General features: G+C 64.5%; 22 protein-coding genes. 8 read left to right on the plus strand and 14 right to left on the minus strand.

Translation table 11 applies throughout. The features are described from left to right. Positions 1–430 precede the first annotated feature (430 nt). From F561_RS0115025 to F561_RS0115050, 6 genes are all read right to left on the minus strand, one after another. Positions 431–907 carry an NUDIX hydrolase gene (locus F561_RS0115025; protein ID WP_019010786.1) on the minus strand — a complete coding sequence of 159 codons (477 nt, stop codon included), beginning with the start codon at positions 905–907 and terminating at the stop codon, positions 431–433. A gap of 60 nt (positions 908–967) precedes the next feature. Further along, the gene (locus tag F561_RS0115030) at positions 968–1,414 is read right to left on the minus strand and encodes an acyl-CoA thioesterase (protein ID WP_019010787.1); all 447 of its coding nucleotides are present in this window, start codon (positions 1,412–1,414) and stop codon (positions 968–970) included. Between the two features lie 12 nt (positions 1,415–1,426). Further along, the gene (rbfA, locus tag F561_RS0115035; RefSeq protein ID WP_019010788.1) at positions 1,427–1,714 is read right to left on the minus strand and encodes a 30S ribosome-binding factor RbfA; all 288 of its coding nucleotides are present in this window, start codon (positions 1,712–1,714) and stop codon (positions 1,427–1,429) included. A 62-nt stretch (positions 1,715–1,776) separates the two neighbouring features. Then, positions 1,777–3,093, minus strand: coding sequence for a LysM peptidoglycan-binding domain-containing protein (locus tag F561_RS0115040; protein WP_245556536.1), 1,317 nt, complete (start codon positions 3,091–3,093; stop codon positions 1,777–1,779). 142 nt (positions 3,094–3,235) lie between these two features. Next, entirely contained in the window at positions 3,236–3,718 is a 483-nt protein-coding gene (locus F561_RS0115045; protein ID WP_019010790.1) for a hypothetical protein, read from the minus strand. A 91-nt stretch (positions 3,719–3,809) separates the two neighbouring features. Continuing rightward, the gene (locus F561_RS0115050) at positions 3,810–5,834 is read right to left on the minus strand and encodes a vWA domain-containing protein (protein WP_019010791.1); all 2,025 of its coding nucleotides are present in this window, start codon (positions 5,832–5,834) and stop codon (positions 3,810–3,812) included. A 321-nt stretch (positions 5,835–6,155) separates the two neighbouring features. Here F561_RS0115050 and F561_RS0115055 point away from each other — a divergent pair, with 321 nt between their 5' ends. Further along, on the plus strand, positions 6,156–8,249 hold the full coding sequence (locus F561_RS0115055; protein ID WP_245556537.1) for a DNA topoisomerase subunit B: 2,094 nt from the start codon (positions 6,156–6,158) through the stop codon (positions 8,247–8,249). 247 nt (positions 8,250–8,496) lie between these two features. Here the strand turns inward: F561_RS0115055 and F561_RS0115060 are convergent, their stop codons facing one another. Both F561_RS0115060 and F561_RS27270 read right to left on the minus strand, forming a co-directional pair. Next, positions 8,497–10,266 carry a S8 family serine peptidase gene (locus F561_RS0115060; protein WP_019010793.1) on the minus strand — a complete coding sequence of 590 codons (1,770 nt, stop codon included), beginning with the start codon at positions 10,264–10,266 and terminating at the stop codon, positions 8,497–8,499. 118 nt (positions 10,267–10,384) lie between these two features. After that, positions 10,385–12,796, minus strand: a complete 2,412-nt coding sequence (locus F561_RS27270) for a tetratricopeptide repeat protein (RefSeq protein WP_019010794.1) — start codon at positions 12,794–12,796, stop codon at positions 10,385–10,387. Positions 12,797–13,115: 319 nt separating this feature from the next. Here F561_RS27270 and F561_RS25590 point away from each other — a divergent pair, with 319 nt between their 5' ends. Both F561_RS25590 and kynU read left to right on the plus strand, forming a co-directional pair. Beyond that, a complete protein-coding gene (locus F561_RS25590; protein ID WP_019010795.1) occupies positions 13,116–13,853 on the plus strand; it encodes a cyclase family protein in 738 nt (245 codons plus the stop codon). A 64-nt stretch (positions 13,854–13,917) separates the two neighbouring features. Next, positions 13,918–15,105: a kynureninase gene (kynU, locus tag F561_RS0115075; RefSeq protein WP_019010796.1), complete on the plus strand. Its 1,188-nt coding sequence runs from the start codon at positions 13,918–13,920 to the stop codon at positions 15,103–15,105. Between the two features lie 217 nt (positions 15,106–15,322). On the opposite strand, the gene F561_RS0115080 is transcribed toward kynU, so the two are convergent. From F561_RS0115080 to F561_RS0115090, 3 genes are all read right to left on the minus strand, one after another. Then, entirely contained in the window at positions 15,323–16,159 is an 837-nt protein-coding gene (locus F561_RS0115080; RefSeq protein ID WP_019010797.1) for a cytochrome c oxidase assembly protein, read from the minus strand. Next, positions 16,156–16,908 (minus strand): SCO family protein, encoded by a 753-nt coding sequence (locus tag F561_RS0115085; RefSeq protein ID WP_019010798.1) that lies wholly within the window; start codon positions 16,906–16,908, stop codon positions 16,156–16,158. Before F561_RS0115085 ends, F561_RS0115080 begins: the two co-directional genes overlap by 4 nt. 166 nt (positions 16,909–17,074) lie before the next feature. Then, positions 17,075–17,632, minus strand: coding sequence for a copper chaperone PCu(A)C (locus tag F561_RS0115090; RefSeq protein ID WP_245556538.1), 558 nt, complete (start codon positions 17,630–17,632; stop codon positions 17,075–17,077). 285 nt (positions 17,633–17,917) lie between these two features. On the opposite strand from F561_RS0115090, the gene F561_RS0115095 reads away from it, so the two are divergent. Further along, positions 17,918–18,922, plus strand: coding sequence for a LacI family DNA-binding transcriptional regulator (locus F561_RS0115095; RefSeq protein WP_019010800.1), 1,005 nt, complete (start codon positions 17,918–17,920; stop codon positions 18,920–18,922). Between the two features lie 29 nt (positions 18,923–18,951). Here F561_RS0115095 and F561_RS0115100 read toward each other — a convergent pair whose 3' ends face one another. Continuing rightward, positions 18,952–19,314: an FUN14 domain-containing protein gene (locus F561_RS0115100; protein WP_019010801.1), complete on the minus strand. Its 363-nt coding sequence runs from the start codon at positions 19,312–19,314 to the stop codon at positions 18,952–18,954. Between the two features lie 102 nt (positions 19,315–19,416). Between F561_RS0115100 and F561_RS0115105 the strand changes: the two genes are divergently transcribed. Both F561_RS0115105 and F561_RS0115110 read left to right on the plus strand, forming a co-directional pair. Further along, a complete protein-coding gene (locus F561_RS0115105) occupies positions 19,417–20,115 on the plus strand; it encodes an RNA polymerase sigma factor (RefSeq protein WP_019010802.1) in 699 nt (232 codons plus the stop codon). Between the two features lie 200 nt (positions 20,116–20,315). Further along, a complete protein-coding gene (locus F561_RS0115110) occupies positions 20,316–21,338 on the plus strand; it encodes a CAP domain-containing protein (protein WP_019010803.1) in 1,023 nt (340 codons plus the stop codon). A gap of 346 nt (positions 21,339–21,684) precedes the next feature. Here F561_RS0115110 and F561_RS0115115 read toward each other — a convergent pair whose 3' ends face one another. Together F561_RS0115115 and F561_RS25595 are read right to left on the minus strand one after the other, a co-directional pair. Next, on the minus strand, positions 21,685–22,980 hold the full coding sequence (locus F561_RS0115115; RefSeq protein ID WP_245556539.1) for a sensor histidine kinase: 1,296 nt from the start codon (positions 22,978–22,980) through the stop codon (positions 21,685–21,687). Further along, entirely contained in the window at positions 22,947–23,615 is a 669-nt protein-coding gene (locus tag F561_RS25595) for a hypothetical protein (protein ID WP_245556540.1), read from the minus strand. The genes F561_RS0115115 and F561_RS25595 overlap by 34 nt, the downstream gene beginning before the upstream one ends. A gap of 166 nt (positions 23,616–23,781) precedes the next feature. Here F561_RS25595 and F561_RS0115125 point away from each other — a divergent pair, with 166 nt between their 5' ends. Both F561_RS0115125 and pdhA read left to right on the plus strand, forming a co-directional pair. After that, positions 23,782–24,690: a DUF4384 domain-containing protein gene (locus F561_RS0115125; RefSeq protein WP_019010806.1), complete on the plus strand. Its 909-nt coding sequence runs from the start codon at positions 23,782–23,784 to the stop codon at positions 24,688–24,690. Positions 24,691–25,077: 387 nt separating this feature from the next. Next, positions 25,078–26,232 carry a pyruvate dehydrogenase (acetyl-transferring) E1 component subunit alpha gene (gene pdhA, locus F561_RS0115135; RefSeq protein ID WP_019010808.1) on the plus strand — a complete coding sequence of 385 codons (1,155 nt, stop codon included), beginning with the start codon at positions 25,078–25,080 and terminating at the stop codon, positions 26,230–26,232. The last annotated feature ends 28 nt before the right edge of the window (positions 26,233–26,260 follow it).

Here is a 26,260-nt window from a genome sequence, read left to right on the forward strand (position 1 = left end):
GTTCATGGCTCTGAGCGTATCGAGCGCGTGAAACAACGAAAAGAGCACCACGCCGCAGGGTGTGGAACCTGCGACATCAAGAGGCCCACGACCATCCAAGCCATCGTCAGAGCGTGTCGGCGGTCCCGCCATGGGGCTGACCGGAGCAGATCGAAGACCCGGCTGAATAGAATGACGGCGTCCCCATCGGTGCGTTGTTCTTGTGTCATCGCAGCTCAAGAATGCCCCGACGGGGGCATTCTCATCTGTTTTGTCAGTCCCTCAGCGGACTCGGCTTAATTACTGCGCACTCAGAAATTCACAGGTTGCATCTCCATATCGCAGATTCCGTATGACCTATGACAAAGAGTCGGAAGTGTTCCATTCCCGACTCTTTGTCTTTTTCGAGAATTGCTTCGCTCGATTCAACCCAATCTGAACTTTGACCGACTTAAATAGAGTAGTAGCTGCGGATCTTGCCGCGCAGGAAGTCCTGGGTGGGCAGCCAGATCAACGGATTGCGCTCCTCCACTTCGGGCGGCGGGCCGTAGCGCACCAACGCTTCCACCATCTCGAAAGGAACCCATTTGACGCCCACCACTTCGGGGTCGGTGGGATCGAGTTCGCCGTGAAACTCGGCGGTAAAACGGGCAAAGGTGGCGTAGCACTCGTTGCGCGTTCCCGTCAGCAGTTCACCTTCCAGCAGGCTGACGAACATCAGGTCGGTGACGGTCAGGCCCGTTTCCACCAGCACTTGACGCACGGCGGCAGCGGCCAACGTTTCGCCCGCCTGCGCCTTGCCGCCCGGAAGTCCGTAAAAGATACTGCCGTCGTCCATCCGTTCTTCGACCAGCAGCAATTGGCCTTCGCGCACCAGATAGACGTGTGCGGCGCGCTTGATCGGCAGGGTGCGCGAGAGGTGACTCATGTGCCGCGCAGTCTAGAGCATTGGCGTGTAGGTGGGTGGTCGAGGTGCTTGCTGCCTTCCTTACCCCCCTTGCAGGAGCTTCAGCACCTCATCCGGCAGACGCGCTGGGCGGTAGGCCTTGTCGGTAGCGATGTGCTGGGTTTCTCCGGTGGCGATCAGTTCGGCGGGCAGGTCGGCAGAGCCTCCAAGCACGGCCCGGTGCAGTTGATAGGTGAATTTCAGGGTGCGGCTCCTGACTTCCGACACGTGGGTGGTGAGGGTCAGGCGGTCGTCGTAGCGGGCGGCGCGGCGGTACTGCACGTTCAGGCCGCTGAGCATCAGGTAGTAGCCGCGTGCCTCCACTTCGGCATACGGCAGCCCCAGCGCGTGCATCAGGTCGGTGCGGCCCACCTCGAACCAGACCGGGTAATTGGCATGATGGGCCACCGCCATCGCGTCAGTTTCGGCGTACCGCACACGGATTTCGGTCTGGATGCTGGTGGTCTGGGAAGAATGCACGTCGGTCATCTCAGACCACCATCAGAGGGGCACGTCTGCCGCAGAATGAAATTCCAGCACGGGCGTCCGCCTCAGCTTGACCTGCGCCGTCACCTCGCGCTGAAGGTGGCCGCGTGCGTGGTTCAGTGCGTCCAGCAGGGCAGGCATGTCAGCATTCAGCGAACTGACGTAGATCCGGGCAATGCCGTAATCGGACGTGACCGCCACCCGCTCCACGGTCACGATCATGGGCACACGCGGGTCACGGAGCTGTGAAATGGCGTCGCTGAGCACGCGCAACAACTGAGACTGAACCTGTTCGGGCCTCATGGCTGCACCGGGCGGGAAAAAGAGAAAGCGGAAGAGATCATCTGGACATGGTACGGGATGCGTTACCGGGCGTAGCGCCGCCCCGTGTAATCGGTAAATACGCCGATGCCGTAGCTGACTTTGCGGGTGCTGTCAAAAATGGCCGTGCCGTTCCAGGCCACGCCCGTACTGCTGCCGCCGTCCAGGAGCAGGGCGTCGCGCACGCCCAGGCGGGCCATGACTTTGCCCATTTCGGTGGTGGTCAGGCGGGCGTGGGTAGACACGAACACCAGATCGCGGTTGCTGCTGAGGCCCACGGCACTCCTCGCGGCGCGGCCAAAGAGGGCGGGGTCGCGGAAGGCCACGTTATAGCGCGTCTGCACCCGGCCCCCCAGCAGGATGCGTGGCCCGGTGGCGATCACCGTTTCCATGCCGTTCCAGGTGGCGTCCAGCGGGCGGCCCAGAAGTCCGGTGGTGGTGACGGCGAAGGCGGCGCGGTTGTCGGGCGTGATCGCCAGGGCAGCGGGAATGCGGCCCCAGGTCAGCAGGCGGCCCTGCATCACCAGGTCTCCGGCGGGGGCGTAGGTCTGGGGGTGAAAATAGCTGCCGTTGATGACGGCCCGCGCTCCGCTCTGCTGGGCCAGCGTGCCCACCCGCGCTCCGTAACCCAGACCCGCACGCGGCAACACCGGGGCCACCAACACATCCCGGTGGCGCAGATCGACCCGGAACACCTGCACCGGAATATTCAGCGGCTTGAAGCGTTTGAAGGTCACAGCGGCCCCGCGTGCAGCGGGCGGAATCGGCACAGGTATCCGCTGAGGCACCAGCAACTTTTGCCCCGGCATCAGGCGCGTGCTCACGTTCAGGCGGTTCAGTTTCATCAGGGCGGGGCGCGTGGTGCGGTAGCGGGCAGCGAGGCTGTCGGCGGTGTCGCGCAGGGCAACCCGCACGTAGGTATAGATGATCCGGACCTCTGTGGTGGGACGAGGTGCAGGGCGGGCCGCTGCCGGGGCGGTGCCTATGCCCGTGCCCCGCGTCGGCACCCGCAGCCGCTGACCCGGTTTGATCACACTGCCGCGCAGCCCGTTGAATACCTGAAGCGACCCCACGCTGACGCCGTAGCGGGCGGCCACCTTGCTCAGAGAATCGCCGGATTTGACCGTGTACACGCCCTGACCGCCAGAAACTGAACTGCGCGGTGTGGGTGCGGGGCTGTTGCCAGACCCAGCCGCACTCAGGCGCAGCACCTGGCCGACCCGGATGGTATTCGTCGTCAGGCCGTTCAGGGTTTTGAGACGGGCCACGCTCAGGCCTGCACGGGTGGCGATCCTGAAGAGGGTATCTCCAGACTTGACCTTCACGGTAGCGGGCGCGGCCAGGCTCCCACCTAACAACATCAGGGCCAATACAGCAGCGGAACAGACACGGGGTACCATCGCCCCTAGCTGAGCATGCCAGCCCCGGCAGCGGGTGAGCCGAAGCTGACGCAGAGTGAGGAAGAAGGGCTGGGGGCGCTGGAACCTCCAGGCGGCGAAAACCTCAGGTACCCGGCGTGCTGCCCGGCAAGACCGCCACGCGGCCTACCATATACGCCACACCGTACAGAAATAACGTGACCACCGGCAAAAAGCGCAGCCCTACGCGGTGTTCGATCAGCTTGCCGCGCACCAGAATTTCCAGGACATACAGGCTCATCAGGGCAAACAGGCTGTACATCCAGTGTTCCCAGTTACGGCTAGGGTCGGGTTCAAAGCCGTATTTGGTGAGTCCTCCCGCAGCGGCAGTGGCGCTGGGAACCTTGAGGCCGTTCAGGGCCAGCAGTATCCCCGTGACCGCAGGCAGCAGCGTAAAGAACCAGGTCACCCGCAACCCGGCAGTGAAACTGGAATGCACCGCGCCTCTGATGGCCGGAAAGATACTCCAGACGAACAGCACCAACGTGACCAACGCGTAAGGCGTGGGCGTCAGCTTGGCCCACGCACCAAAGAACTGATATCCGTGAACCGCTTGCAGCAACTCCATGGCGCTAGCCTAACGCGCCTGGGTCGGGACATAGGGGCAGGGGGCCAAAGCGCCCTTGCCTCCCCTACTCCTCATCAATTTCTGTTCCTGGTCAGTCATTCGAAAACGTCAGTTCCGATGCCGGGGGCAGGTAGGTGCCGGGGCGCAGGGGGGCAGCGTCTTCGGAGCGGTGGAGCCTCAGGTGGCTGGGCACGTCGGCCAGCAGCACACGCGGGCCGCTGGAGCTGACGCGCACGCCCGCGAGGGCCGGAGCCTGAAACGCCGCCCCCAGATCGGTGATGCCTGCTCCCAGCGTAAACGCGTGGTCGCCGTATGGCCCGGTGACGTGCAGCGTGACGCCGTCGGCCAGCAGACGCAGGGGCAGACCCAACCCCACCAGCGACCCCAGCGGCGGATGGGGCGCACGCGAGAGCCGCGCGACGGCCACGCCCAGCAGGGTGCCAGGGCGCACCACGTCGCCCGCTTGCAACAGGCGTGCGCCCTGACTGACTTCTAGATCAGCAGGCACAGTGATGATGCTGAGGCCGTCGCGGTGCTGTTCGGCCCGGAATCCGCTGAGGTGCGGCACACTGGCAATCTGTCCCAGATCGAACGCACCCCCCAGCGGCATCTTCACGCTGCTCACGTCGCCTGTGGCGGTCACGAGGGCCAGCGTGCGGTCTTCGCGGTATTCCAGCCCCTCTACGGCAGGCGGTGGGGCCGACACGGGAGCGGCAGGCACCACGCGGCGGCCCCGCCTTCTGCGCCAGAACACGAACAGCAGACCCAGCAAGGCCGCCCCGCCCAACAACCCAGCGGCCAGAAGTCCAGCAGCGGAGCGCCCCGAGTCACCGGAGACAGGGCCACTGGAAACAGGGCTGGCAGGCGTGGCGGTGGCCGCAGACCCCACCGGGTTGACAGCAGCCACCACGCGTCCACCCTCATCCCCTGTGATAATGGGGAGGGCCAGCCGCCGCCCGCCTGCCAGGGCCAGACTGGGACTCAGGATTCGGCCCGGCTGTACCCCTCTGTTGGTGAGGCGCACCGTGAATTCCCGGCTGCCGGGTTGATGTTCCAACACGCCTTCCAACAGTGTGCCGTTCAGGCCCTCCACTGCCGCACCGTCCAGATTCAGGTCGGGGGCAGCCCGGTAGCGCAGGTTCACTGTTTCGCCTGCTGCGAGGGTGCGGTCAGCGGCAGGATTGAGCCAACTCAGCGCCGGATCAGTGCCGATATTCAGGCGCAGCAGCACGCGGCGGGCCGGAGCGTCGGCGCGGGCAGACGGGGCACACAACAGGGCCGCCGTGCCGTGCGGCAAACGCGGGGGCACACTCAGGCGGGTGAGGCCGCCCTGTGCGGTGGCCTGCGCCAAGGTCACGCCAGTGGTGCCGGAAGACAGGGCCAGCGGTGTGCCGTCCGGGTAGGGGGCCGACACCTTGCCCACGTCGGTCACGGTTCTCAGGCCGTCGCCTGCGGCAACCAGTGTCAGGTCGGGCACCTCTCCGACAGGCACGGTCTGGGTATCGGCATAGGCACTGGCCGCCAGAGCACGGGCAGCGTCGGCAGGCACGGTAGCCCCCAGCGCCACGTAATGCAGGGTATCCAGTTGGCCACGCCCGGTAAAAGCCGCCAACGCGCTCTGGGCTGTGGCGGCGCGGCTGCTGTCGTTGTCGATGCCATCGGTCAGCACGAACACGCGGGTCAGGTAGCGGTCCGCACCCGTCAGCGGGGTCAAGGCCGCCTGCAAACTGCGGTACAGATACGTATTGCGCCCATCGGCACGCAGGGCGGCCAGGTCGCCGTTGAAACGTCCGGCGGCTCCCGGCAGATCGTATCCGCGCTGCGTTCGCACACCACTGTCGAAGGTCACGAGGTCAACGTGGTCAGGCTGCTCGGCCCGCACATAGACATTGATACTGACCTTGACCCGCTCAAAAATATCGGCCTGACCGTCGCCGATACCGCGCATACTGCCGCTGGTATCCAGCAGAAACACGGCCCGCGTCTGGGTGGGCAGTGGCCCGGTGGGCAGGGCGCAGACAGGAGCGGCGGCGGGATTGGGCAGACTCGGCGTGGCTGCACGGGCCACAGACAGAGAACCGGTCAGGCAAAGGAGGGTGAGAGAAACGCGGCGCATCGCGTGCCCATTCTGACCCCTACAGAGGCCCAACATGCAACCCTGACCCCGGCACTGAAAATTAGAAGCAAGCAGAAGGGCGCTGGGACGGATTTTCTACCTGCGCCGCTGCTCAAGAAGACTGATCATATATTACGCTTATAACATAATTTATTTGACCCATTTCAGCAAAGGGAGTATACTGAGCAGACTGATGGGGGCGCATTGCGTGCCACCTCACTCCACTTCTCCACCCTACCTTTCCACCTCTGGCTCCCCCTGCTTTCTATATTCATCAGCCAGAACCAGCGAGACGCCCCACGTGGGCCGATCAGGAGGAACATGACGACCATTAAACCCAAAGCTATGGATGCCGTGCTAGACGACAGCGCCACCGAGAATGCCCAGCCTGAAACCCCCGCCTCCGAGGGCACCGTGTCCAAGAGCAACGTGTCCGAGAGCACCGTGGCGGGCGGCCCCAGCGGAAGCTACACCGCCGCCGATATCTCTATCCTCAAGGGCCTTGAAGCCGTTCGCAAACGCCCCGGCATGTACGTGCAGGGCGGCACGGGCATCGACGGCTACCACCAGTTGCTGACCGAAATCATCGACAACGCCATCGACGAAGGTCTGGCGGGTTTTGCCAATGAAGTTCACGTGATCATGCACGCCGACGGCAGCGCCACCGTGACCGACAACGGACGCGGCATTCCCGTGGACATCATGAAAAGTGAGGGCCGCTCGGCCATCGAAGTGATCTTTACGGAGCTGCACGCGGGAGGCAAGTTCGGGCAGGGCGCGTATAAGGTGTCCGGCGGGCTGCACGGCGTAGGCTCCAGCGTGGTGAACGCGCTCAGCTCCTACCTCGACGTGACCGTGAACAAGGACGGCCAACTGCACCACATCCGCTTTGAACGCGGCGACGTGGTGACTCCGCTGGAAGTGCTGGGCGACACCCCCGCCGACGTGACCTGGGCCACGCAGGTCAGCTTTCACCCCGACGCCGACGTGTTCAGCGAATTTGCCAACCTGTTCGACTATGACCGCATCCGCCGCCGCCTGCGCGAACTGGCCTACCTGACCGGCCTGAAAATCGTGATCCGCGACGAGCGCACCGAGCTGCACGCGGGCGACGTGAAGGAAGAAACCTTCTACGAGCAGGGCGGCATCGCCAATTTTGCCCGCGCCCTCGTGACCGACGACAGCAAGCTGCTGTACGACCAGCCCATCGTCATGCGCGGCACCCACAGCGATGTGGAAGTGGAGGTGGCGTTTATTCACGCCAATACCTACAACTCCGACAACATCCTGACCTACGCCAACATGATCCGCACCCGCGACGGCGGCACGCCCCTGACCGGACTGAAGACGGCCTACACGCGCATTCTGAACAAGTATGCCCGCGACAAGAACCTGATCAAGAACGGCAACCCGGTTCCCACCGGAGACGACCTGCTGGAAGGGATCTACTGCGTGGTCAGCGTCAAATTGGGCGAGCCTCAGTTCGAGTCTCAGGCCAAGGTGAAGTTGCTGAACAGCGAGGCCCAGACCGCCGTGAACGCCATCGTGGGCGAGAAGTTCGCAGAGTTCCTCGAAGAAAACCCCAAGATCGGCAAGACCATCGTGGAGAAGGCCGCCGAGGCTGCCCGCGCCCGTGAAGCCGCCCGCAAGGCCCGCGACATCGTGCGCCGCAGCAACCCGCTGGAAAACGACGACCTGCCCGGTAAGCTGGCCGACTGCTCCTCGCAGGACCCCGCCGAATCCGAGCTGTTTATCGTGGAAGGTAACTCGGCAGGCGGCAGCGCCAAGGGTGGCCGCGAGCGCCGCTTTCAAGCCATCTTGCCCCTGCGCGGCAAAATCCTGAACGTCGAGAAATCCGAACTGAACAAGATCCTGAAAAACGCCGAAATCCGGGCGCTGATCGGGGCCATCGGTGCGGGTGTGGAGGGCACGGGAGACCGGATGCACTTCGACCTCAGCAACCTGCGATACCACAAAGTCGTGATCATGACCGATGCCGACATGGACGGCGGGCACATCACCACGCTGCTGCTGACCTTCTTCTTCCGGTACATGCGCCCCGTGGTCGAACAGGGCCACCTGTACATTGCCCAGCCGCCCCTGTACCGCTTTACGCTGGGCCGCGAGAAGAAGGGCACGTACCTGTACGACGAAGAAACCTTGAAGCAGCATGTGGCCCGCGCCAACAAGGAAGGCAAGAAGTACGAGATTCAGCGATTCAAGGGACTGGGCGAGATGAACGCCGACCAGCTCTGGGAAACCACCATGAATCCCGAACTGCGCGTGCTGAAGCGCGTGAACATCGAGGACCTGATCGTTGCCAACGAAGTGTTCGATTCCCTGATGGGCACCGACGTTGCGCCCCGCAAGGAATTCATCCGCGAAAACGCAAGGTTTGCCGAAATCAGCGTGTAACCCCAGCAGCAGTGTTCAAACAAAATTAAACAAAGCCGCCCCTTGTGCATAGGGGCGGCTTTGTTGTGGGTGGGTTTCTTTTTCACTCTTGATTCTTGCGGAGAGTGGCAACACCTTGAAGGCTAAACCCCCCCGTTGCTGACGCAACGCCCCCCCTTAAGGGGAGGACAAGGGCTGTTGCGCTCTCCTTCAAGGAGGGTTGTACGGCCCCGGAACCTTGCTCAGCCCAACAGGAATCAGCAACAGGTTACGGGCAGCCTCCCAGTGCCGCCAGATTCAGCGGGGCCACGCCCGGCGTCAGCACCAGCGGCAAAAAGGGCACGCCAGGTTTGCACTGCTCCCAGAGGGCCAGCCCGCCTGCCACCACCGGAGCCGCGAAAGACGTGCCGAAATAGGGCTGCCCGCCAAACCAGAATTCGCCCGGAGCCTGCACGCTGGGCGGCGGCGCAGTCACTCCTTTGAGGCGCATGGCGCGGTTGTAGGTCGCCATCTCCTGAGTGCCGATGTCCCAGCCTGCCACGCTGAGGAGCATGGTGGGGCGGGGCTGCGCGACCAGACTGGGCAAACCGGGCACCGAGAATTCGGCGTGCCAGTCGGCGGGATAGTGCCAGCAGCGATCTCCGGGAATCAGACCTTCGCAGTCGTCGGTATTGCCGTAAGAGGCGGCAGTGGGCACGCCCAGGGAGGCCACTTCTTGCAGGGCCAGCCGTAACCCAACCAGCGGCACCGGGCCACCCAGGCTGAAATTGACCACATGCCGCCCGCCCTGCCGCGCCGCAGAAGCCACCGCACACAGCGCCTGCACGGTCTTGAGGGTCGAGCAGTTGCCCGCACCATCACACACCGCCTGATAACGCAGCGCCGCGCCGGGGGCCACCGTCTGCGCGATCTGACCCGCCACGCTGCCGTGACCCGACACGCCCGGATAGATCTGGTTGTAATAGTTGATCGGCTGGCCCATCACAAACGGGTCGGACACGCGGCTGCCTGCGCCGCTGGCCGTGTCGAGGATGTGAATAGTCACGCCTTTGCCCGTGCCTGCGCCTGCGCCGATCAGCTTTTCCAGCACCGTGCCCGGACGTTCGTTCTGGTAGGGGACGTCTGCCTGGGTCGGGTGAGAACCTGTGGCGGGATCGACTTGCAGATCATCTCCGAACAGAGCGCCCAGGAAGGCCAGCACGCGCCCGCTTGGTAAGCCGGAGGTTGGCAGGGTGGTGCCCAGCCAATTGCAAAAGCTGCTGCTGCGGGCAGCCACTACAGCGGCGCTGCTTAGGGGAGGAAGCGTCAGATTCTGGATTCTCAGTTGTTGGAGGTCGCGGGCAGGCACGCCCACAGTCACCGCACCCGGATTGATCCGCACCGGAGGCAGGGGCACTGCTGCGGGCGAGGGGCGCACCGTTCCGGCAGACTGCCCACCCAACGGCTGTAAGGCAGGCAAGGTCAGCGCCGACAACCGGCTCAGCGTATCGGTCAGTTCGGCGGGGCAAGCTCGCTGGCAGGCCACCTGAACACGCTTGAGGCGCTCATTGAAACCGCTACGAATCCCGTTCCCGGCGGCTGGATTGACATAGACCACCACGTCGCCCGCCGCCGCTTCAGCGGGCAAAACATTCAGAACAGCTCCGCCCTGCCGCGCCGGAGCATTTACACCCAGCCATTGGGGGCCACCCGCCGCCTCTTTGGGCACCTCAAAGGCCAGCCAGCCCGATACTGCATCGCGGCTCAGTGTGGCAGGACGCCCACCGACCCACAGCGTATCGCGCTCGGTCAGGCGGGTCGGCCTCGGAATCCACACGCGCTCGCCGGGGGCCGCCGTGCCGGGAAACACCGTGCCGATGCTGGGAATGGTGGCCGCCACCGTGTTCTGTGCGTGGGCCGCAGAAAGCAGAAGCAGGGCCAGCAGCACCAGCACGAGCATGAAGGCGTGCGACACGAACGAAATTGGGGCGGGAAGGGCTGCCGTGCCGATCTGCGTCTTGCTCTGAAGTTTGCGGTGGTATGGAGAAACAGGATTCATGGCCGAACCTCCTGAGTGCAGGGTGAATCTTGCGAGCCTGTGGAGACAACTCTGTACACAGTGTGAATCTCAACCCATGATCAGGGCATGACCGGGAAGCTGGATCACGGCTGCACCATCAGGACTGTAAAGAGCTGGGCGGAAAGCGCGAGACCACCTGTGCAGTGCGGCGAATAGAGGCCACGAGTTCATGCTGTCCGGCCCGCTCCAGCATCTCCATCACGTCCTCGAAGGCGCTGAGGTCGCCTTCTATTTCGCTGAGATTGCTGAGGGCCAACCCCAGTGTGCGGATGCTGCCGGTGCCCTTAAGACGCGTTATGGCCTGCTTGTACAGCTCAGCCGCCGCTTTCAGATTGCCCTGCAAATGTAACCTGACCCCCAGATTGATCAGTGTCTGAGCCAGACCCAGGGTATCTCCGGCAAGCGTCAGTTCTTCCACAGCTTCCCGCAAGGCTGCTTCGGCCTGTTCCCATTGGTCATGCTGCCCCAGCATCTGGGCGTAGTTCACCAGCATGGTGCCGCGCACGCTGGGTAGCCCTCTGGCACGTTCCAGCAGGGGGCCAAAGGCTTCGGCGGGGGCCGCGCCGAGGCGCACGCGGGCCAGTGCCACAAAGCCCAACTCACTGAGGTGCTTCTCTTCGTCGCCGTTCAGTTGCCACAGGTCGGCGGCGATGCGGCTATAGCGGCGGGCTTCTTCCCACTGTTCCCGGATACGGGCGGCGTGGGCCAGCACGCTGGCAGCCTGCGCTCCCTCTGCGCCCGTACCGGTGACGCGGCCCGCCAGCGCGGTGGCCTCGGCATGGCGGCCCATGCGAACCAGCGCGGTGGCGCGGGCGGCGAGGGTGGCAGGCGCGTCGGCGTAAGGCGTCGTGAGGGCGTCCAGCCGCTTCAGGGCATCGGCATACTGGCCCGCCCCCAGCAGCGCCCAGGCGTGCGGCACCCCCAGTTCGGGCCAGGCCGGAAGGCTGTCCAGCAGGGCGCGGGCTTCTCCGGGGTGGCCCCGCCGGATCAGCACTTCGGCACGGGCAGCGGCCACCGCAGCGATCCGCACTTCGTCGGCTCCTTCCCACAGGTCGCGGGCGGCGGCGTAGTGCGGCCAGGCCGTTTCGGGCGGCAGGGCACGGGCCAGACGCAAATGCAGCAACTGAGCCTGCACGTAGATGGCCGACAGATATTGCCGAATGGCGGCAGCGGCATACACCCGGCCCGTTTCGCTGGTCAGCCCTTCCACTGTCAGCGCCGAGAGGAGGCGGGCAAAAGCATCGGCGGGCAGGTTCAGGGCGGCGCGGGTGGCCCGCAGATCGGGATCGTCTTGCAGGGCCAGCAGCAAAAAGGTGTCGCGCAGTTCGGGGGGCAGGGCACGCACTTTGGCTCCCTGCCCCAGCTCCAGCGGTTGCCCACGCAGGGCCGCGCCCACCAGAGTCGGGTGGCCGTCGGTGAGGGCGTGTAGCCCCGGCTGCGCTATATCGGTGCTCTCCAGCAGCCCCAATCTCAGATGCGTCCGAACCTCGAAGGGGGGATGACGGCGCGACGTGACCACGATCACGGCCCCGCCCAGTTCCGGCGAAACGGCCTGCCGCGCTGCCACGGTCAGGACCTCGCGGGTGGCCGTGTCTACACTTTCCCAATCGTCGATGGCAACTTTGAGCCGAGCAGTTCTGAACACGCTCAGGGCCTCTTGAATCGTCCTGACCGGGTGCGGCAGCAGGGGCGCGAGCGTGGCGTAAGGCTCGGGGCTTCCCGACAGAATCTGCCAGCCCCCGGCCCGCCTCAGGGCGTCCAGCAGCGCGGTTTTGCCCATGCCGCCGGGGCCGCTGATCCAAGCAAAGCTGCCGGGGGGCAGGGCGGCCAGATGGCCCAGTTCGGCGGCGCGGCCCACAAACGGCGCGGCAACGCTCCACAGGCGAGAGTCTGGATTTCCCAGCGGAACTCCCAACGTCCGGGCGTCGCGCTCGACCTGTGCGGCCAGCGGGTGGGCACTCAGGTTCAGCAGGTGATACAGCCGGGGCAATTCGGTTTCGTCGGGTGGAGGCGCACCGGGCAGCATCAGGGCGCGGGCGGCCAAGGCTCCGGCTTCTGCGGAGTTGCCCCGCGCCGCCGCCTGCCCGCCCAAGGTCAACAGCGCTGAGCGCAGGTCCAGCGCCAGTGCCTCACGGGTATCGAAAACCCATTCTTCGAGGTCTGCCCCCAGCGGAATGGTCAGGCTGTCCAGGAAGGGGCCGCCGTACAGAGCCGCCGCCTGTTCCTGTTGACCGCTGGCGGCTGCCGCACGCATCAGCACGGCGTCGCAGGGCAGGGCCGCTTCCACGCGGCTGCCCTCCTCGTGCAGCGCCCCCGGCAACGTCCGCAGATGCACCAGATGTTGCGCGAGGCTGTTCATGGGGTTGGCGGCCTCGGGCCAAAATAAATCGGCCAGGCGGCGGCGAGGCTGCGGCCCTTCCAGACACAGATACGCCAGCAGCAGCAACACCTTTTCGCGTTTCAGGGCGGCTCCCTCCACGGCCAAGGTTCCCAGCGTCCGCAGTCTCATGTCAGCAGTCCCATGGGATCAGTCTCATGGGATCAGCGGTGGCCCAGGGGCATTGAAGTGAAGCGAATCCCTCTCATACGGGCATTCTTGACCAAGCCAGGAGAGGGCGCAAGCAGGACGCGAAAAAACTCATTGGTCAGCAGACCAGGGAGGGGGGCGGCGGAGCGTCTTCTGAGCTGAAACTCAGAGAAATGCCTACTGGCACGGGCTTTTTCTACCAGGACTCGTCGGCCGGGTCAGGCGACTGTCTGAACCCGGTGCAAATCAGGCTTCAGCGGCGCGGCTCCTCCACCCGGCCCCGGCGGTTTATGGTGAGGACATGTCCACTGTGCCCGCGCTTTTGCAAGACATCTCCCGCGCCCTGACCCCCGGCCATCCGAGCTGGCCCGGCGACCCCGAATTCATGCTCCATCCCCGCGCACGTATGGCCGCAGGCGACAGCGTGAACACGGGCGAACTGGCCCTGAGTACCCACACCGGAACCCACGTAGACGCGCCCTGGCACTATGCCGACCACGCCGAAAAGCTGGACGCCGTGCCGCTGAGCCGCTATGTGGGCCGTTGCCGCGTGATCCGGGTGCAGGGCGTGGGCAGTCCTGCGCGGGTGGGGCCAGAAGCCCTCACGGGACTGCCCGAGCAACTGCCGCCCCGCGTGCTGCTGCATACCGGGCAGCCTGCCCACTGGGACGCCTTTCCCGAGGATTTTACGGCGCTGCATCCCGACCTCATCGCGGAACTCGGGCGGCGCGGCGTGACGCTGATCGGCACCGACAGCCCCAGTGTGGACCCTCTGACCAGCAAGACGCTGGACGCCCACGCCGCCTGCTTTGCGGCGGGCATCCTGATTCTGGAGGGACTGAACCTCAGCAGCGTGCCGGACGGAGAATATGACCTGATGTGCCTGCCGATGCCGCTGGCAGGTGGCCCGGACGCCGCCGGAAATCACATCGGTGTAGACGGCGCACCCGCCCGCGCCGTGCTGCTGCCTGCCGGAACTCTGGCTGCGTTGGAACCGACGGAACTGGAGACTGCGGCGCTGGCTGGACTGGGAGAATGACCGTGCCGACAACCAAACAGAGCACCCCACCCGTTCACCTCAAACCTGCTCTTATGGAACTCCGATGAGACGCGAACTTTTTGCGATGCCCCCCGGCATCTACATGGACGGCAACAGCCTGGGCGTCATGCCCCACGCGGCGCGGGCAGCGGTATTACGCCGCCTGGACGACTGGCAACACGATTCTGTACATGGCTGGGAAAAGTGGTTTGGGCTGGCCGAAAGCCTGTCGCCGGGAGTGGCGCGGCTGGTGGGGGCGTTGCCACACGAGGTCATGGCGACGGGCAGCATCACCTCCAACCTGCATTCCCTGATGGCAACCCTGTACCACCCGCAGCCCTCCGACGTGCGGCGGCATCTGGTGGCAACGTCGCTGGATTTTCCTTCCGACGTGTACGCGATGCAGAGCTGGGCCGACATGCATGGCGCAGAACTCCGGCTGATTCCCAGCCATGACGGCAGGACACTGACCACCGAAGACATTCTGGCGACCCTGACCGACGATGTGGCCGTGGTGCTGCTGCCCACCGTGCTGTACCGCAGCGGCCAACTGCTGGATATTGCGGGCCTGACCGCAGCGGCGCAGGCACGCGGCATTCTGATCGGCTGGGACGCGGCGCACTCGGCAGGCAGCCTGCCGCATGACCTGCACGGCAGCGGCGCAGATTTTGCGGTGTGGTGCCATTACAAGTACGTGAATGCTGGCCCCGGCGCACCCGGCGGGCTGTTCCTGCACGAACGCCACCACCACCGCATGCCCGCCCTGCGCGGCTGGTGGGGCCACGACAAGACCACCCAGTTCGAGATGGCCCATGCCTTCCGGCCTGCGGCGGGCGCGGGCGCGTACCAGTTGGGCACGCCGCCTGTGCTGGCGCTGGCTGGGCTGGAAGGAGCGCTGGAAGTCTTCGCGGGCGTAGACATGGCAGATGTTCGTACCCGCAGCCTTGCCCTGACCGACCACCTGATCGCCCTTGCCGACCAGCATCTGCCCGAATTTCAGATGGTCACGCCCCGCGAGCATGCCCAGCGCGGTGGCCATGTGGCGCTGGCCCACCCCGACGCCCTCGCCCTCAGTGTGGCCCTGCGTGAACGCGGCATCATCCCCGATTTCCGCCAGCCGGACATTCTGCGTCTCGCACCCGTAGCCCTCTACACCACCGAAGCCGAGATAGAAGAAACCGTGCGCGTGCTGCGGGAGTTGCTGGATACAGGCAGCTATCAGGCGGTGCGGGAAGTGGGACTGATGACGTAGGGGGGCAAACATAAGAATGAAACCAGCCCACCTATTGATTCTTGTGGAGGTTGGCAACACCTTGAAGGCTGGGCCAGACAACCCCCCCGTTGCTGACGCAACGCCCCCCCTTAAAGGGGAGGACAAGGGCTGTTGCGCTCCCCTTTAAGGGGGGCTGGCGGCGAAGCCGACTGGGGGGTTGGGCGTTGCTGAGCCACACAAGAATCAATAAGTCCCCCTATTCCCGCTGCACCCCGCCATCGGCCAGCGCAATCAGCCAGGCAAACAACTGGATAAAGGCCAGCGCCAGGGCGGGCAGTCCGGCCAACATCATGATCCAGCCGCTGAGTTGCTGATTGTCCAGTGGGGTCAGATTCCAGAGGCACAGGGCATTGACGTAGGGCGTGTACAGCACCTCCGGCGAATACAGCCAGACCATGCCCACCGTCATCATGGGCAGGGCAGCCAGCAGGCCAAACCAGCCACGGGAACCGATGGTGGCGGGCTGCACGGCGGGCAGGGGCCGCAGCACCACGGCCCAGACCATCAGGCTGCTCAGGAGGTACAGTGCGGGCAGCAGGGCCGCCGCCGTATTGGTGACGACAGAAGCGTTGAATCCGGCGGGAACATTCCAGAAGATGATGACCGCCGCCCATACGCCCAGCGCCACCCACGGATCAAGCAGCACGCCCAGCACGCGGCCCAGGCCCCGGCGGGCGTCCAGTTTCACGTTCCACGGAATGCCCAGCATCAGCAGCGGCGGCACGACTTCGGCCAGCACCATCAGGCGGCCCATGTAGAGCGCCATGCTGCCCGAGGTCAGGCCAGCGGCGCGGCTCTGGGTGGTCAGCAGCAGCAGCACCATGCCGAGGCCAAACAAGATGGCCTTCCAGATCGGCCAGCGCTGACGGCCTTCCGGGGTGCGCCGCGCCTGCACGTACCGCCAGAAATACAGCGCCGCCACGATCAGCGCCGGAATCAGCATCAGCGGATCGGGGCGCAGGGCCAGCAGATCGGCCAGCGTGGGATTCAGGTTGGCAGCCACCTCGGAGGCGGGAAGGATGGGGGCGGTCATGGCTGTTCTCCGGTCTGGTGTGCTCCAGCTTGGGCCAACGGTTCAGCCCGGTTCGGCGTTCCGGCCTGAGCCGCACTGCCCAGCACGTAGCGCACGTCTGCGGCCACGCGCTCTATCTGCGGCAACTGGGTGTAATCCCAGATCACGCGCAGGCGGCCCGCCGCGTCGATCAGGTAGGTGGCGGTGGTGTGGTTGATCTGGTACTCGCTGGCACTCTTGATGTCGGCCTTCTCATAACTGGCCCCGTAGTCCCGTGCCACCCGGCTCAGGGCAGGTTCAGGAATCCGGACGCCCTGCGCCTTGCCGAAAAATGTGACGTACTCGCGCAGCCGCTCGGTGGTATCGCGGGCCGGGTCCACGCTGACCAGCAACACCCGGAAGCGGGCCTGCTCGGCGGGCGTGAGGCTCAGGCGCACTTTGTCGAGGTACGCCAGAGATAGCGGGCAGATGTTGGGGCAATGCGTGAAGCCGAAAAACAGCGCCGTGACCCGCCCGTCAGTGGCCGGACTGAAGGCGAAGGCGCGGCCATCCTGATCCGTTCCCGCAAAGGCGGCGGCCTGCACAGGTGTGTCGTAAGCCGTGCCGTAAAACGGAAACGGGCTGCGAATCCGCGCAAAGATCCACGCGCCGCCCAGCACCAGCGTGATGGCGCACACGGCCAGAATTGCAGATACATACCAGGGCCGTCCGGCAACATCTTTGGGGGATTCGGCGGTGCTGGCGGCGGGTTGGGCGCTTTGGTCGGTCATGGGCAGAGCCTCTGGAGTGAGCTTGGTGCAGCGTTCTGGCAATGGACAGACGGGATGGATCAGCCGTGAATGATCAGTGGAAACTCAGTAGAAAGCAGGGAGAACAGCGCGAACACAGCGAATAAGCGTGCTGAACGTGCCTGAGAAACTCCCTGGAAACCCTCTCTCAAGGCTTACGAACGACTGCCGTGACTTTCAGGCTACGCCCATCCGAGGTACGGAGCGTGAGGGGCAAGCGCTCACCGACTTTCAGCGGGCGCTTGAGGCCCATCAGCATCAGGTGATCTCCGGTGGCACTGAGGCTCAGGCTGCGTCCAGCGGGCACGGTCAGGGTGCGGGTTTCCGACATTCCGGTGCGGCCCTGCGCGTCGCGGCGGGTAACCATCAACATGCCGTGGGCCGCCACAGAGGACGTGACACCGCTGAGAATGACCGGTTTGCTGCCCGCATTTCGGAGGGTCATGAACACGCTGGTTTCGGTGATGCCCGGCGGTACGGCGACGATGGTGGCGTTCTGGGCCGTCAGGGGCAGGGCCGCCATACGTGTGGCAGTTGGGGGTGTGGCAACCGGAGCGGCAATCGGCACGCTCAGGGGGGTGGACATGGTATGGCCCGGCATATGGCCCTGTTGGGCAGCAGCCGTATTTTGCGCCAGGGCCACCGACAGCACGAACGCCACGGATGCAGCAGCCAGAGAAAGCGCGAGCGCCGTGGGCTGACGCACAGGTCGATTTGAGGGTTGAGAAGATGACATAAGGACTCCAGTGGGGGCCGGGAAGAGATGATGCACGGCAGGAAACAAGCCGCTCAGAGCCGCCACTACCAAACAGTTTAGGCGCTGAGGCGGGGCTAAATTGTCCCTGCATTGTCTCTGTACGCGGTCAGGACAGTATCTGGCAGGCCAGATCTTCTGCCCACTGTCCCGCTTGCTTAGACGACTCAGTATCCAGAAAACGGCGTGGCCTATGGAACCCGTTCCACGCTACGCGGTATGGTGGCCGGTATACCTATGCGTAAGCCCACCATTCAGGATGTCGCACGTCAGGCGGGTGTGGGAGTCGGCACCGTGTCACGCGTGCTGAACAACCACGCTGCCGTGCGCGGCGCGACCCGCGACACCGTGCTCAAGGCCATTGCCGACCTTGATTACACGCCCAACCCTCACGCCCGGCGCATTGCAGGCGGCAAGAGTTACACCATCAGCGTGCTGCTGCCTGTGGTCACCACTGAATTTTATGTGCGCCTGCTGGACGGCCTGGAAACGGCTTTTCAGGAAGCGCGGTACGACGTGGCAATTTTTCCGCTGCTGGATCGTTCGCGGCTGGAACGCTACCTGGGCTCACATACGCTGGCGTATCAGGCCGATGGGTTGGTCATGGCGACCTACAACCTCACGCAGATGTTCAATGAGCACCGCCTGCGAACGCAGCAGCCCACCGTGCTGGTGGATGCCTATGCCGAGGGCGTGGACTGCGCCTATATGGACAACGTGACGGGCGGGAAACTGGCCGGAGACTACGCCGCCACGCTGCCGGGAACGCTGCACGCCATCTGGGTCGAAACCGAGTTGGATCAGTTGTTCACCACCCGTGTCTTCGAGGATCGCCGCGCCGGATTCCTGAAGGCGGTGGCCGGGGCAGGGCGGGAAGTGACAAGCGAACACACCTCGTCGTTCGATCCGCTGGCAGCCCGCAACAGCGCCTGCACGCTTCTGGACGAGGTCGCGGCAGCAGGCAACCTGCCCTGCACCGTATTCGCCTCTGCCGATCTGCTGGCGGGAGCACTGCTGGACGAGGTACGGGCACGCGGCCTGACACCGGGACAGGACGTGCGGATCATCGGCTTCGACGATCAGCCCTGGGCCGCCGCACGCGGCCTGACCACCCTGCACCAACCCGTAGAAAATATGGGCTATGAGGCCGCCCAGTTGCTCCTCTCGCGCCTTGGAGGACACCGAGGCCCCGCCCGCGCCCGCCGCTTTGAACCCAAGCTGATGTTGCGCGACACCGCCTGATACGGACCTCGCTCAGCGGCCCCCTTCCTTCAGCCCCGCGCCCGCAGACCCACCAGCAGCGCCGCCGTGAACGCTCCCGCAAAAGGCAGATTGGCGGTCAACAGGCGCGAAAGCCACGCCGCACCCTGCTCGCCGCCCTGCCTGAGCCAGGGTTCACTGAGGGCCTGCACCCGTGTCCAGTGCACCGTGATCAGATCGAACCAGGACAGCACCTGCAACAGGATGAACGACAGGCCGACCAGCAGCAGCACGATGCGGCCCAGTTTTTTGAGGGCGTAGCCGGTGGCAAAGCCCAGCACCGCGCCCAGGCTCAGGTCGGGCAACAGGGAAGCCAGCAGGCCGCCAGTGAGGGCTGGCTCGGCAGACGTGGGATCAGGAACAGGCGCAGGCATGGATGGGGGCGCATGCTAGAGCATCTGGCCTGTCAGAGACCTGTCACGGCGGGCCGGAGTGTTGGGACAGGTCATGAAGATAGGCCAGGTCTCTGAGCCGGAATGAAAGAGGGGTCTTCGGGCGCGTTCCCAACGCTGAGTATTGTGGCCTATCCACCGATTCGCGTGCCAGAACGTGTGCCGGGGCAGTATGGTATAGGCAACGTGGAACCTGTCGCGCCCCCGCCCCCCACCCCCTCTGACCTGCTGTCTGCGGAACTGCTGGCACGACTCACGGCGGGCGAGGAAGCTGCGTGGCACGCCTTTGTTACCGAATACGAGGGCCGGATGTACGGCTACCTCTACCGGCTGGAAGGCAACAGTGAAGACGCCCTCGACCTGACGCAGGAAGTGTTTTACCGGGCGTGGCGCTCCATTCGCACCTTCCGGCCCGGCGAGCGCGTGTTGCCCTGGCTGTATCAGGTGGCCCGCAACACCCAGATCGAATCTCACCGACGACGCCAGTTGCAGCGCTTCAGCCTGGAAGAAGCCCGCGAGGACGTGGGTTTTGAGGTCACCAGCGCGGCACGCAGCCCCACCCAGGTGGCCGAGAGTGCACAGGCGCAGGACAGGGTGCAGCGTGCCCTCCTGCAACTGCCCGAGGATTACCGGGAGGCCGTCGTGCTGCGCTTTGTCGAAGACCTGCCCTACGATGAAATTGCCCGGATTCAGGGCGTGGCGGTGGGAACGGCCAAAAGCCGCGTGTTCCGGGCCAAAGAGCAGCTGGCCGCACTGCTGGCCGACGTTGCCGACGTGCATTGAAGGCAGGCATTGAGTCGGGAATCCGGCAAATGGGCCGAAGTCTGAAGGCTGGGAGCAGAGGGGAAATCTTCTGATGGCCTCTCCCATGCCTGGGACCCAATACCCCCACCGTACCCCCATTGGGGTGCGTGGATTCCTTCACGCTGTCTTAAGATTCACGCCTCTAAGCTGAATGGGTGACCGCAGGGAACAGGGGGAACATGAAGCCCAAGTGGGGCCGGGCCGCGCTGCTGGTGGGCCTCAGCTTGGTGTCGTGGACAGATGTAGGCCGTGGACTGTCGGCGGTAGCGCAGGCACTCCAGCCGCAGCGCCCCGTCAGCTATAGCGTGCGCCTGAGCGCAAGTGCGGAAGGCCGCGCCCCACTGGACGTGACCATGACAGCCACCGTTCCGGGCGGCTACCGCGTGGCCTGGGACTTTGGCGACGGACAGGAAGGCGCGGGCGCAGACGTGCAGCACACCTATTACCGCGCCGGAAGCTACACCGTCAGAACCCAGATTCTGGATGGGGAGGGCCGCCTGGTCAGTACGGCCACCGGGCGGCTGGACGTGCAGAGCAGCGGCGCAGAACGGGCCGAAGTCACCCTGCTGCTGGGTTCGGGCGAGGTGCGCGTAAGTGCGGCAGGCAGCGTGGTTTACGGCCCCGGCACGCCCCGTTTTCAGGTGGATGGACGCGAGGTGGCGGGACCAAAAGCAGTGGCGCTGGCCGCCGGACCCCACCGCGTCACGGTGCGCGTGCCGGGCAGCGCGGGCATGCTGGAACGCAGCCTCAACTTTACGATGGCTCCGCTGGGAGGCAGCGTGCCCTTCGATACCGAGGTGCTGCGCCTGACCAACCGCGCACGGCAACTCGGCTGGAACTGTGCCACACAGCGCGGAGGTGGCCCTGCCCTGCCGCCGCTGGCCCGCAATCCGCAGTTGGATCTGGCCGCCACCGCACAGTCGGCAGGCATGGCCCTGGGCGGATACTTCGATCATCAGAGCGCCCTGGACGGCAGCACCCCCTACCGCCGTGTGCAGGCCACCGGCATGAAACCCCGCAGTAGCGCCGAAAATATTGCCGCTGGGCAAACCTCACCCGAGGAAGTGGTGGACGGCTGGCTCCGCAGTCCGGGCCATTGCCACAACATCATGGGCAACTTCAGTTTCATCGGCCTGAGTTACGTGACCCGGCCCGGAACCAAATACAAGACGTACTGGACGCAGGTGTTTGCACAGCTCTAGAGCAGTTCTCCGAATTACGGCCTCGCCGCAACAGCACCGCCGACGCCTCCATTCTCCGTTCTGCTCGCCAAATTCACTCGCTCCGCTCGGTCAGAAAAATGGAGAACAACACGCCATTTTTCTGACAAATGCTCTAGGGCAGATTCAGAGGACGTGGGGTGTGGGAACGGCACTCTGAGTGGCTTTCCGGCTTGTTTTCCCAGTGCTACTGTGCTGTTAAATGCTTCAGAGCATTCCTAGGCCAGAAGTGCCCAGTCAAAAACCTCTGAATGACCGCGTTTTAAGATTTTTCTGTCCAACATCACAGCTCTGAGTTCCGGCGATCACCACTCACAAAATGCCGGCGTTATGCTCTCTGCTCGGCCAGGAGTGGCGTACCGAAACGCACCCGCACCAGCGTTCCTGGGCCGCTTTCGGGGGTGTGCAGGGTCACGTCGCCGCCGTGAGCGCGGGCGTAGCGGCGCACCAGAGACAGCCCCAGCCCATGCCCCTCGGTCAGCCCCCGCGGGCCGCGTTCGTAGGGTAAAAATACTCGCTCGCGCAGTTCTGAAGGAATGCCGGGGCCAAAATCGCGCACGACGATCTCTGGCTGGCCGCCCTGCTCCCGAAGGGTGAGATCGACTGGGCCGTCGGTATATTTCAGGGCATTTTCGACCAGATTTTCGATCACCTGCCGGGTACGGTTGGTATCGACCGGCCAGACCAAAGGCATGTCGGGGACATGAGCAGTGACGCGGCCCCCAGCTTCGGCAGCGCGGCGCACCAATGGCCGCAGATCCGTCCGCATGACTTTTAGCGTCACGTCCAGATACAGGTCGTTCAGGCGCGTCAGGTCAGCGCGGCTTGCCAGTTGGGTCGCGCTGTCTTCGATCAGGGTAAGGAGATGTTGACGCTGTTCAGGCGTTTCGGCATGCCGCAACAGATCGCTCGCCAGCATCAGGCTTTGCAGCGGGCGGCGCAGTTCATGGCTGGCTAAATTCAGGGCTTCGCGCTGGCGGGCTTCGCGTCTGCTGCGGCGCTCGCGCTCGGTGCGCCACAACCACAGCGCCCTGCCTGTCAGCAGCATACTCAGCAGTCCTGTGATGATGGCCGTGACGATCAGGGCGCGGCGCATATCCGAAAAGGCCTTGAAGTACTCGCCGCCCGTTTCCTGCCCAAAATTGTTGGCCTGAGAATTCAGCAACAGCGCTTCCTTCCCGGCGGCGGCCACCGATTCGGAGGTGTCTTGCCGAAGCAGGCGGTTCACCGTTTCCAGCCTCGCATCGCCGTAACTCTCGACCTTACGCAGCGCCGTGAATTGACCGGGATTCTGGGCGCTGGAGCGGGCGCGGTCACGAATATCAGGCAGGTCGGCAGCCGACTGGGCCGGATCAAGGCGGGCCACCTGATAACCCAGGATGTCCTGCACCAGCGCCTGATAGGCGTAGGGCGACCACCCGTTGTCGTTTTCCAGCAGCTTGGTATAGGCGGGCCGCGTGACCAGAGTCAGCAGCAGAACGGTCAGCAGGGCAGGCAGGGCCGCCAACATCACTTCCCGCGCAGTGACCGTCGGGGTCATTCGCTCTGGCCGGGCAACGTCTTTTTCTCTGCGTGCAGACCGGGTGCGGTTCATGGTGCAGGCGAAATTTTGACGGCGTACCACACCCAGTAGCGTGAATACAGCCGGGCCGGAAACTGCGTGGCATCTGGCGGAAGAACCACCGTCAGCGGGCCTTTGTCCAGCACGGAGATGGGTTTCCCGCCCGCCACGTAGGCCAGCATCATGGGGGTGCTCAGGTAGTCGCTGGCACGGATGACGGTCATGAAGCCGTTACTGGCATACACGCGCAAATCCTTGCCCACAAATCCACCCAACCGTGCCAGATCGCGCAGCGGCACCCCCTCATAGGTGAAGGTGCGGTGCAATTGGGGTTGCTCGGTGGTGTAGCGCATCGTGGGAAGCGCCAGCAGTTGCCCCCGCGTGAGCTTCAGGCTGTGGCCCGGACTCTCCAGCGTCAGCATAACCCGCTCACCGGGTTTGGGGGCAGGCAGAGCGGCCTTGCCAAAGCGCAGATACCGGAAGGGAAGTGGTGAGGAATTGGTACTTGGCAGCGCTGGAATGGACGCCGCCTGACGGGAGGCAGGCAACGAAGGAGCGTTCTGGGAAAAAGCCACCGACCCCACAGCAGACAGCCCCACCGTCATGATCAGCGCGGCAGCGGACCACCGCAGGAGCCTCCCTTTCGGTTTCACCACGGCAGAGGCCATCTGGCAAGGGGCGACTTTATGGCGGGTCACTTATGCAGTCTAGAGTATTGGAAGACTGGAAACGTTGGCTGAGTTACGCCACAACGAATGATCAGTCAGTTATAAGGCTGCTCCTGACGTTTGTATGAGAAGAGCGTCATGGTTGCCGCGCTGTACGGGTCAGGCCGGAGTCACGCGGGAGCGCCAAGATAGGCCCATGAAGAACAAGTTGACCCTCACTGCCGGAGTCACCCTCGGTGCACTCCTCACTGCCGCATCGTTGGGCAATGTCGAGGCCGCGCCTCAGATCAGCGCCCAGAGCATCATCGTGAACCCGGTGCCTACCACCGTGAATGTGCGCGTCTGGACTGACCGCGACGCCAGCGGCACCCAGACTCCCAACTACTACCCCGGCGAGAATATTCGCCTGTACACCAGCGTGTCTCAGGATTCGTACGTCTACCTGTTCAACGTGGATCCGCAGGGCCAGGTCGATCTGATCCTGCCCAACGGCTATGCAGGCGGAGCCAACTTCCTGAAGGCCAACACGGTCAAAGTGTTTCCCAGCAATGGTGATGCCTTCACCTTCACCATCGCCGCTCCTTACGGCCTGAACAAAGTGTTGGCCGTTGCCAGCCGCACTGCCCTGAACATCGATCAGATCGCCAAGGTGCGGGCAGGCCAGAACAGCTTCGCGCCCGTCAGCCCCACCGCGCAGGGACCGGAGCGTCTGGCGCAGGCCCTCAGCATCGTGGTGAACCCCGTGCCCCAGAACACCTGGGATTCGGCCACCGCCTTCTATAACGTGGCTCAGGGCAACGTGGCCCCCGTGCGCCCCGTTCCTGTTCAGCCCGTGCAGCCCGCTCCTGTGCGCCCCATTCCCGTCCAGCCTGTGCAGCCCGGCTACACCGTGGGCGTGACGCGCAGCAGCTTCAGCAGCAACCGCTCGCTGGCCGACGTGAACAACGAATACGTGAACCGCCTGCGCAATGAAGGCCTGACGCTGATCAGCAGCCGTCAGACCGGAAACCATATCCGCAGCGAATTTCAGGGCCGCCGGGGAACGGCCAGCCTTGAAGTGAAGCAGCGTGGCAACCGCTTCGACGTGACCATTACGCGCCGATAAGCCTTTAATCCACCTCACCGCCGCCTTCCTGAATTCAGGGGCGGCGGTTTTTTCGTTTGTGGGAGGTGGGGAAGTGATGGTGGACTGCACCGTCCCACCTCCCCAAACGGGCGTTAGGTGGGTCTGCTAGGCTGGGGGCCTCAAGCAGTCAGACAAGTCGCAGCCACATTCAGAAGGGAACACGGGTCGGGTGAGGGAATGACGGTTCATACACACAGCGTTCAGAGGCAGCACCTGACCGAATCGTCGGTGTGCGGCGGCAGCAACAGCGCCAGCACACGCCTGATGAACCAGCGCCGCGCTCCCTGACCCGTCCGATCCGGCCTGCCCCGCCAATTTCTGACCCCACCTTAGTTTCTGATCCCGTCTCCCCTTTCAGGAGTTCCTATGACTGATCTCGCCTCCGCGCCCACCAACTCTGCGCCCACGACTTCTGCGCCCCAGACGGCACTGCCGACTGCCGATTCTTCAGCCGATTTCCCCCGGCACGCGCCCGCCACCGACATTCCCTTTCAGTTGCTGGCCCCGGACGGCAATGCCCACGACCCAGCCGCCCTGCCCGACCCCCAGACCCGCCTGAGCCTCTACCGTCACATGCGCCGGATTCGCCACTTCGACGAGCGCGGTTGGGTGCTCTACCGCACCGGACGACTGGGCGTCTTTCCTCCGTTTAAGGGCATGGAAGCCAGCCAGGTGGGCACGGCGGCGGCCCTGACCTCCGACGATTGGCTGTTTCCGACCTACCGCGATACGGGCGCGGCCCTGACGCTGGGCCTGCCGATTGCCCGCACGCTGGCCTACTGGCGCACCAGCCCGCACGGGTGGCACATGCCCGAACACCTCAAGGTCTTGCCCTTCTACATTCCGATTGCCACCCAGTATCCGCACGCGGTGGGCGCGGCACTGGCCGAGCAGCGCAAGGGAACCAACAATGTGGCGATGGCCTACATCGGAGATGGGGGCAGCAGCGAGGGCGACTTTCACGAGGCGCTGAATTTTGCGGGCGCCCTGAACGCGCCGTGCATCTTTATTTTGCAGAACAACGGCTGGGCCATCAGCGTGCCCACCCGCACCCAGACCCGCGCCGTGAACCTGGCCCGCCGCGCCGATGGCTACGGCATTCCCGGTGTGCGCGTAGACGGCAATGATGTCCTGGCGACCTATCAGGTGACGGCGGAGGCAGTGGCCCGCGCCCGCGCCGGAGAGGGGCCGACCCTGATCGAAACCGTGACCTACCGGATTGCCGCGCACACGGTGGCCGACGACCCCACCCGCTACCGTACCGACGCCGACACCGCAGGCTGGGCCGAAAAAGACCCGATCACGCGCCTGCGCCTGCATCTGCTGGCCGAGGGAATCCTAACCGAGGAGAGCGACGCCGCCCTGCTGAAAGAGATTGCCGAGGAATTTGAAGCCGCGCTGAACGAGGCCGACACCTACCCGGAACCCGAACCCGCCGAGATTCTGGATCATGTGTTTGCCGAGCCGACCCCGCAACTGGTGGCCCAGCGGGCCGAGATCCTGCGCGAGGTTGGGGAATGAATCGGGAGTGTAGAGGGTGGATCGTGGA

This window comes from Deinococcus aquatilis DSM 23025 (genome assembly GCF_000378445.1).
Lineage (GTDB): Bacteria > Deinococcota > Deinococci > Deinococcales > Deinococcaceae > Deinococcus > Deinococcus aquatilis.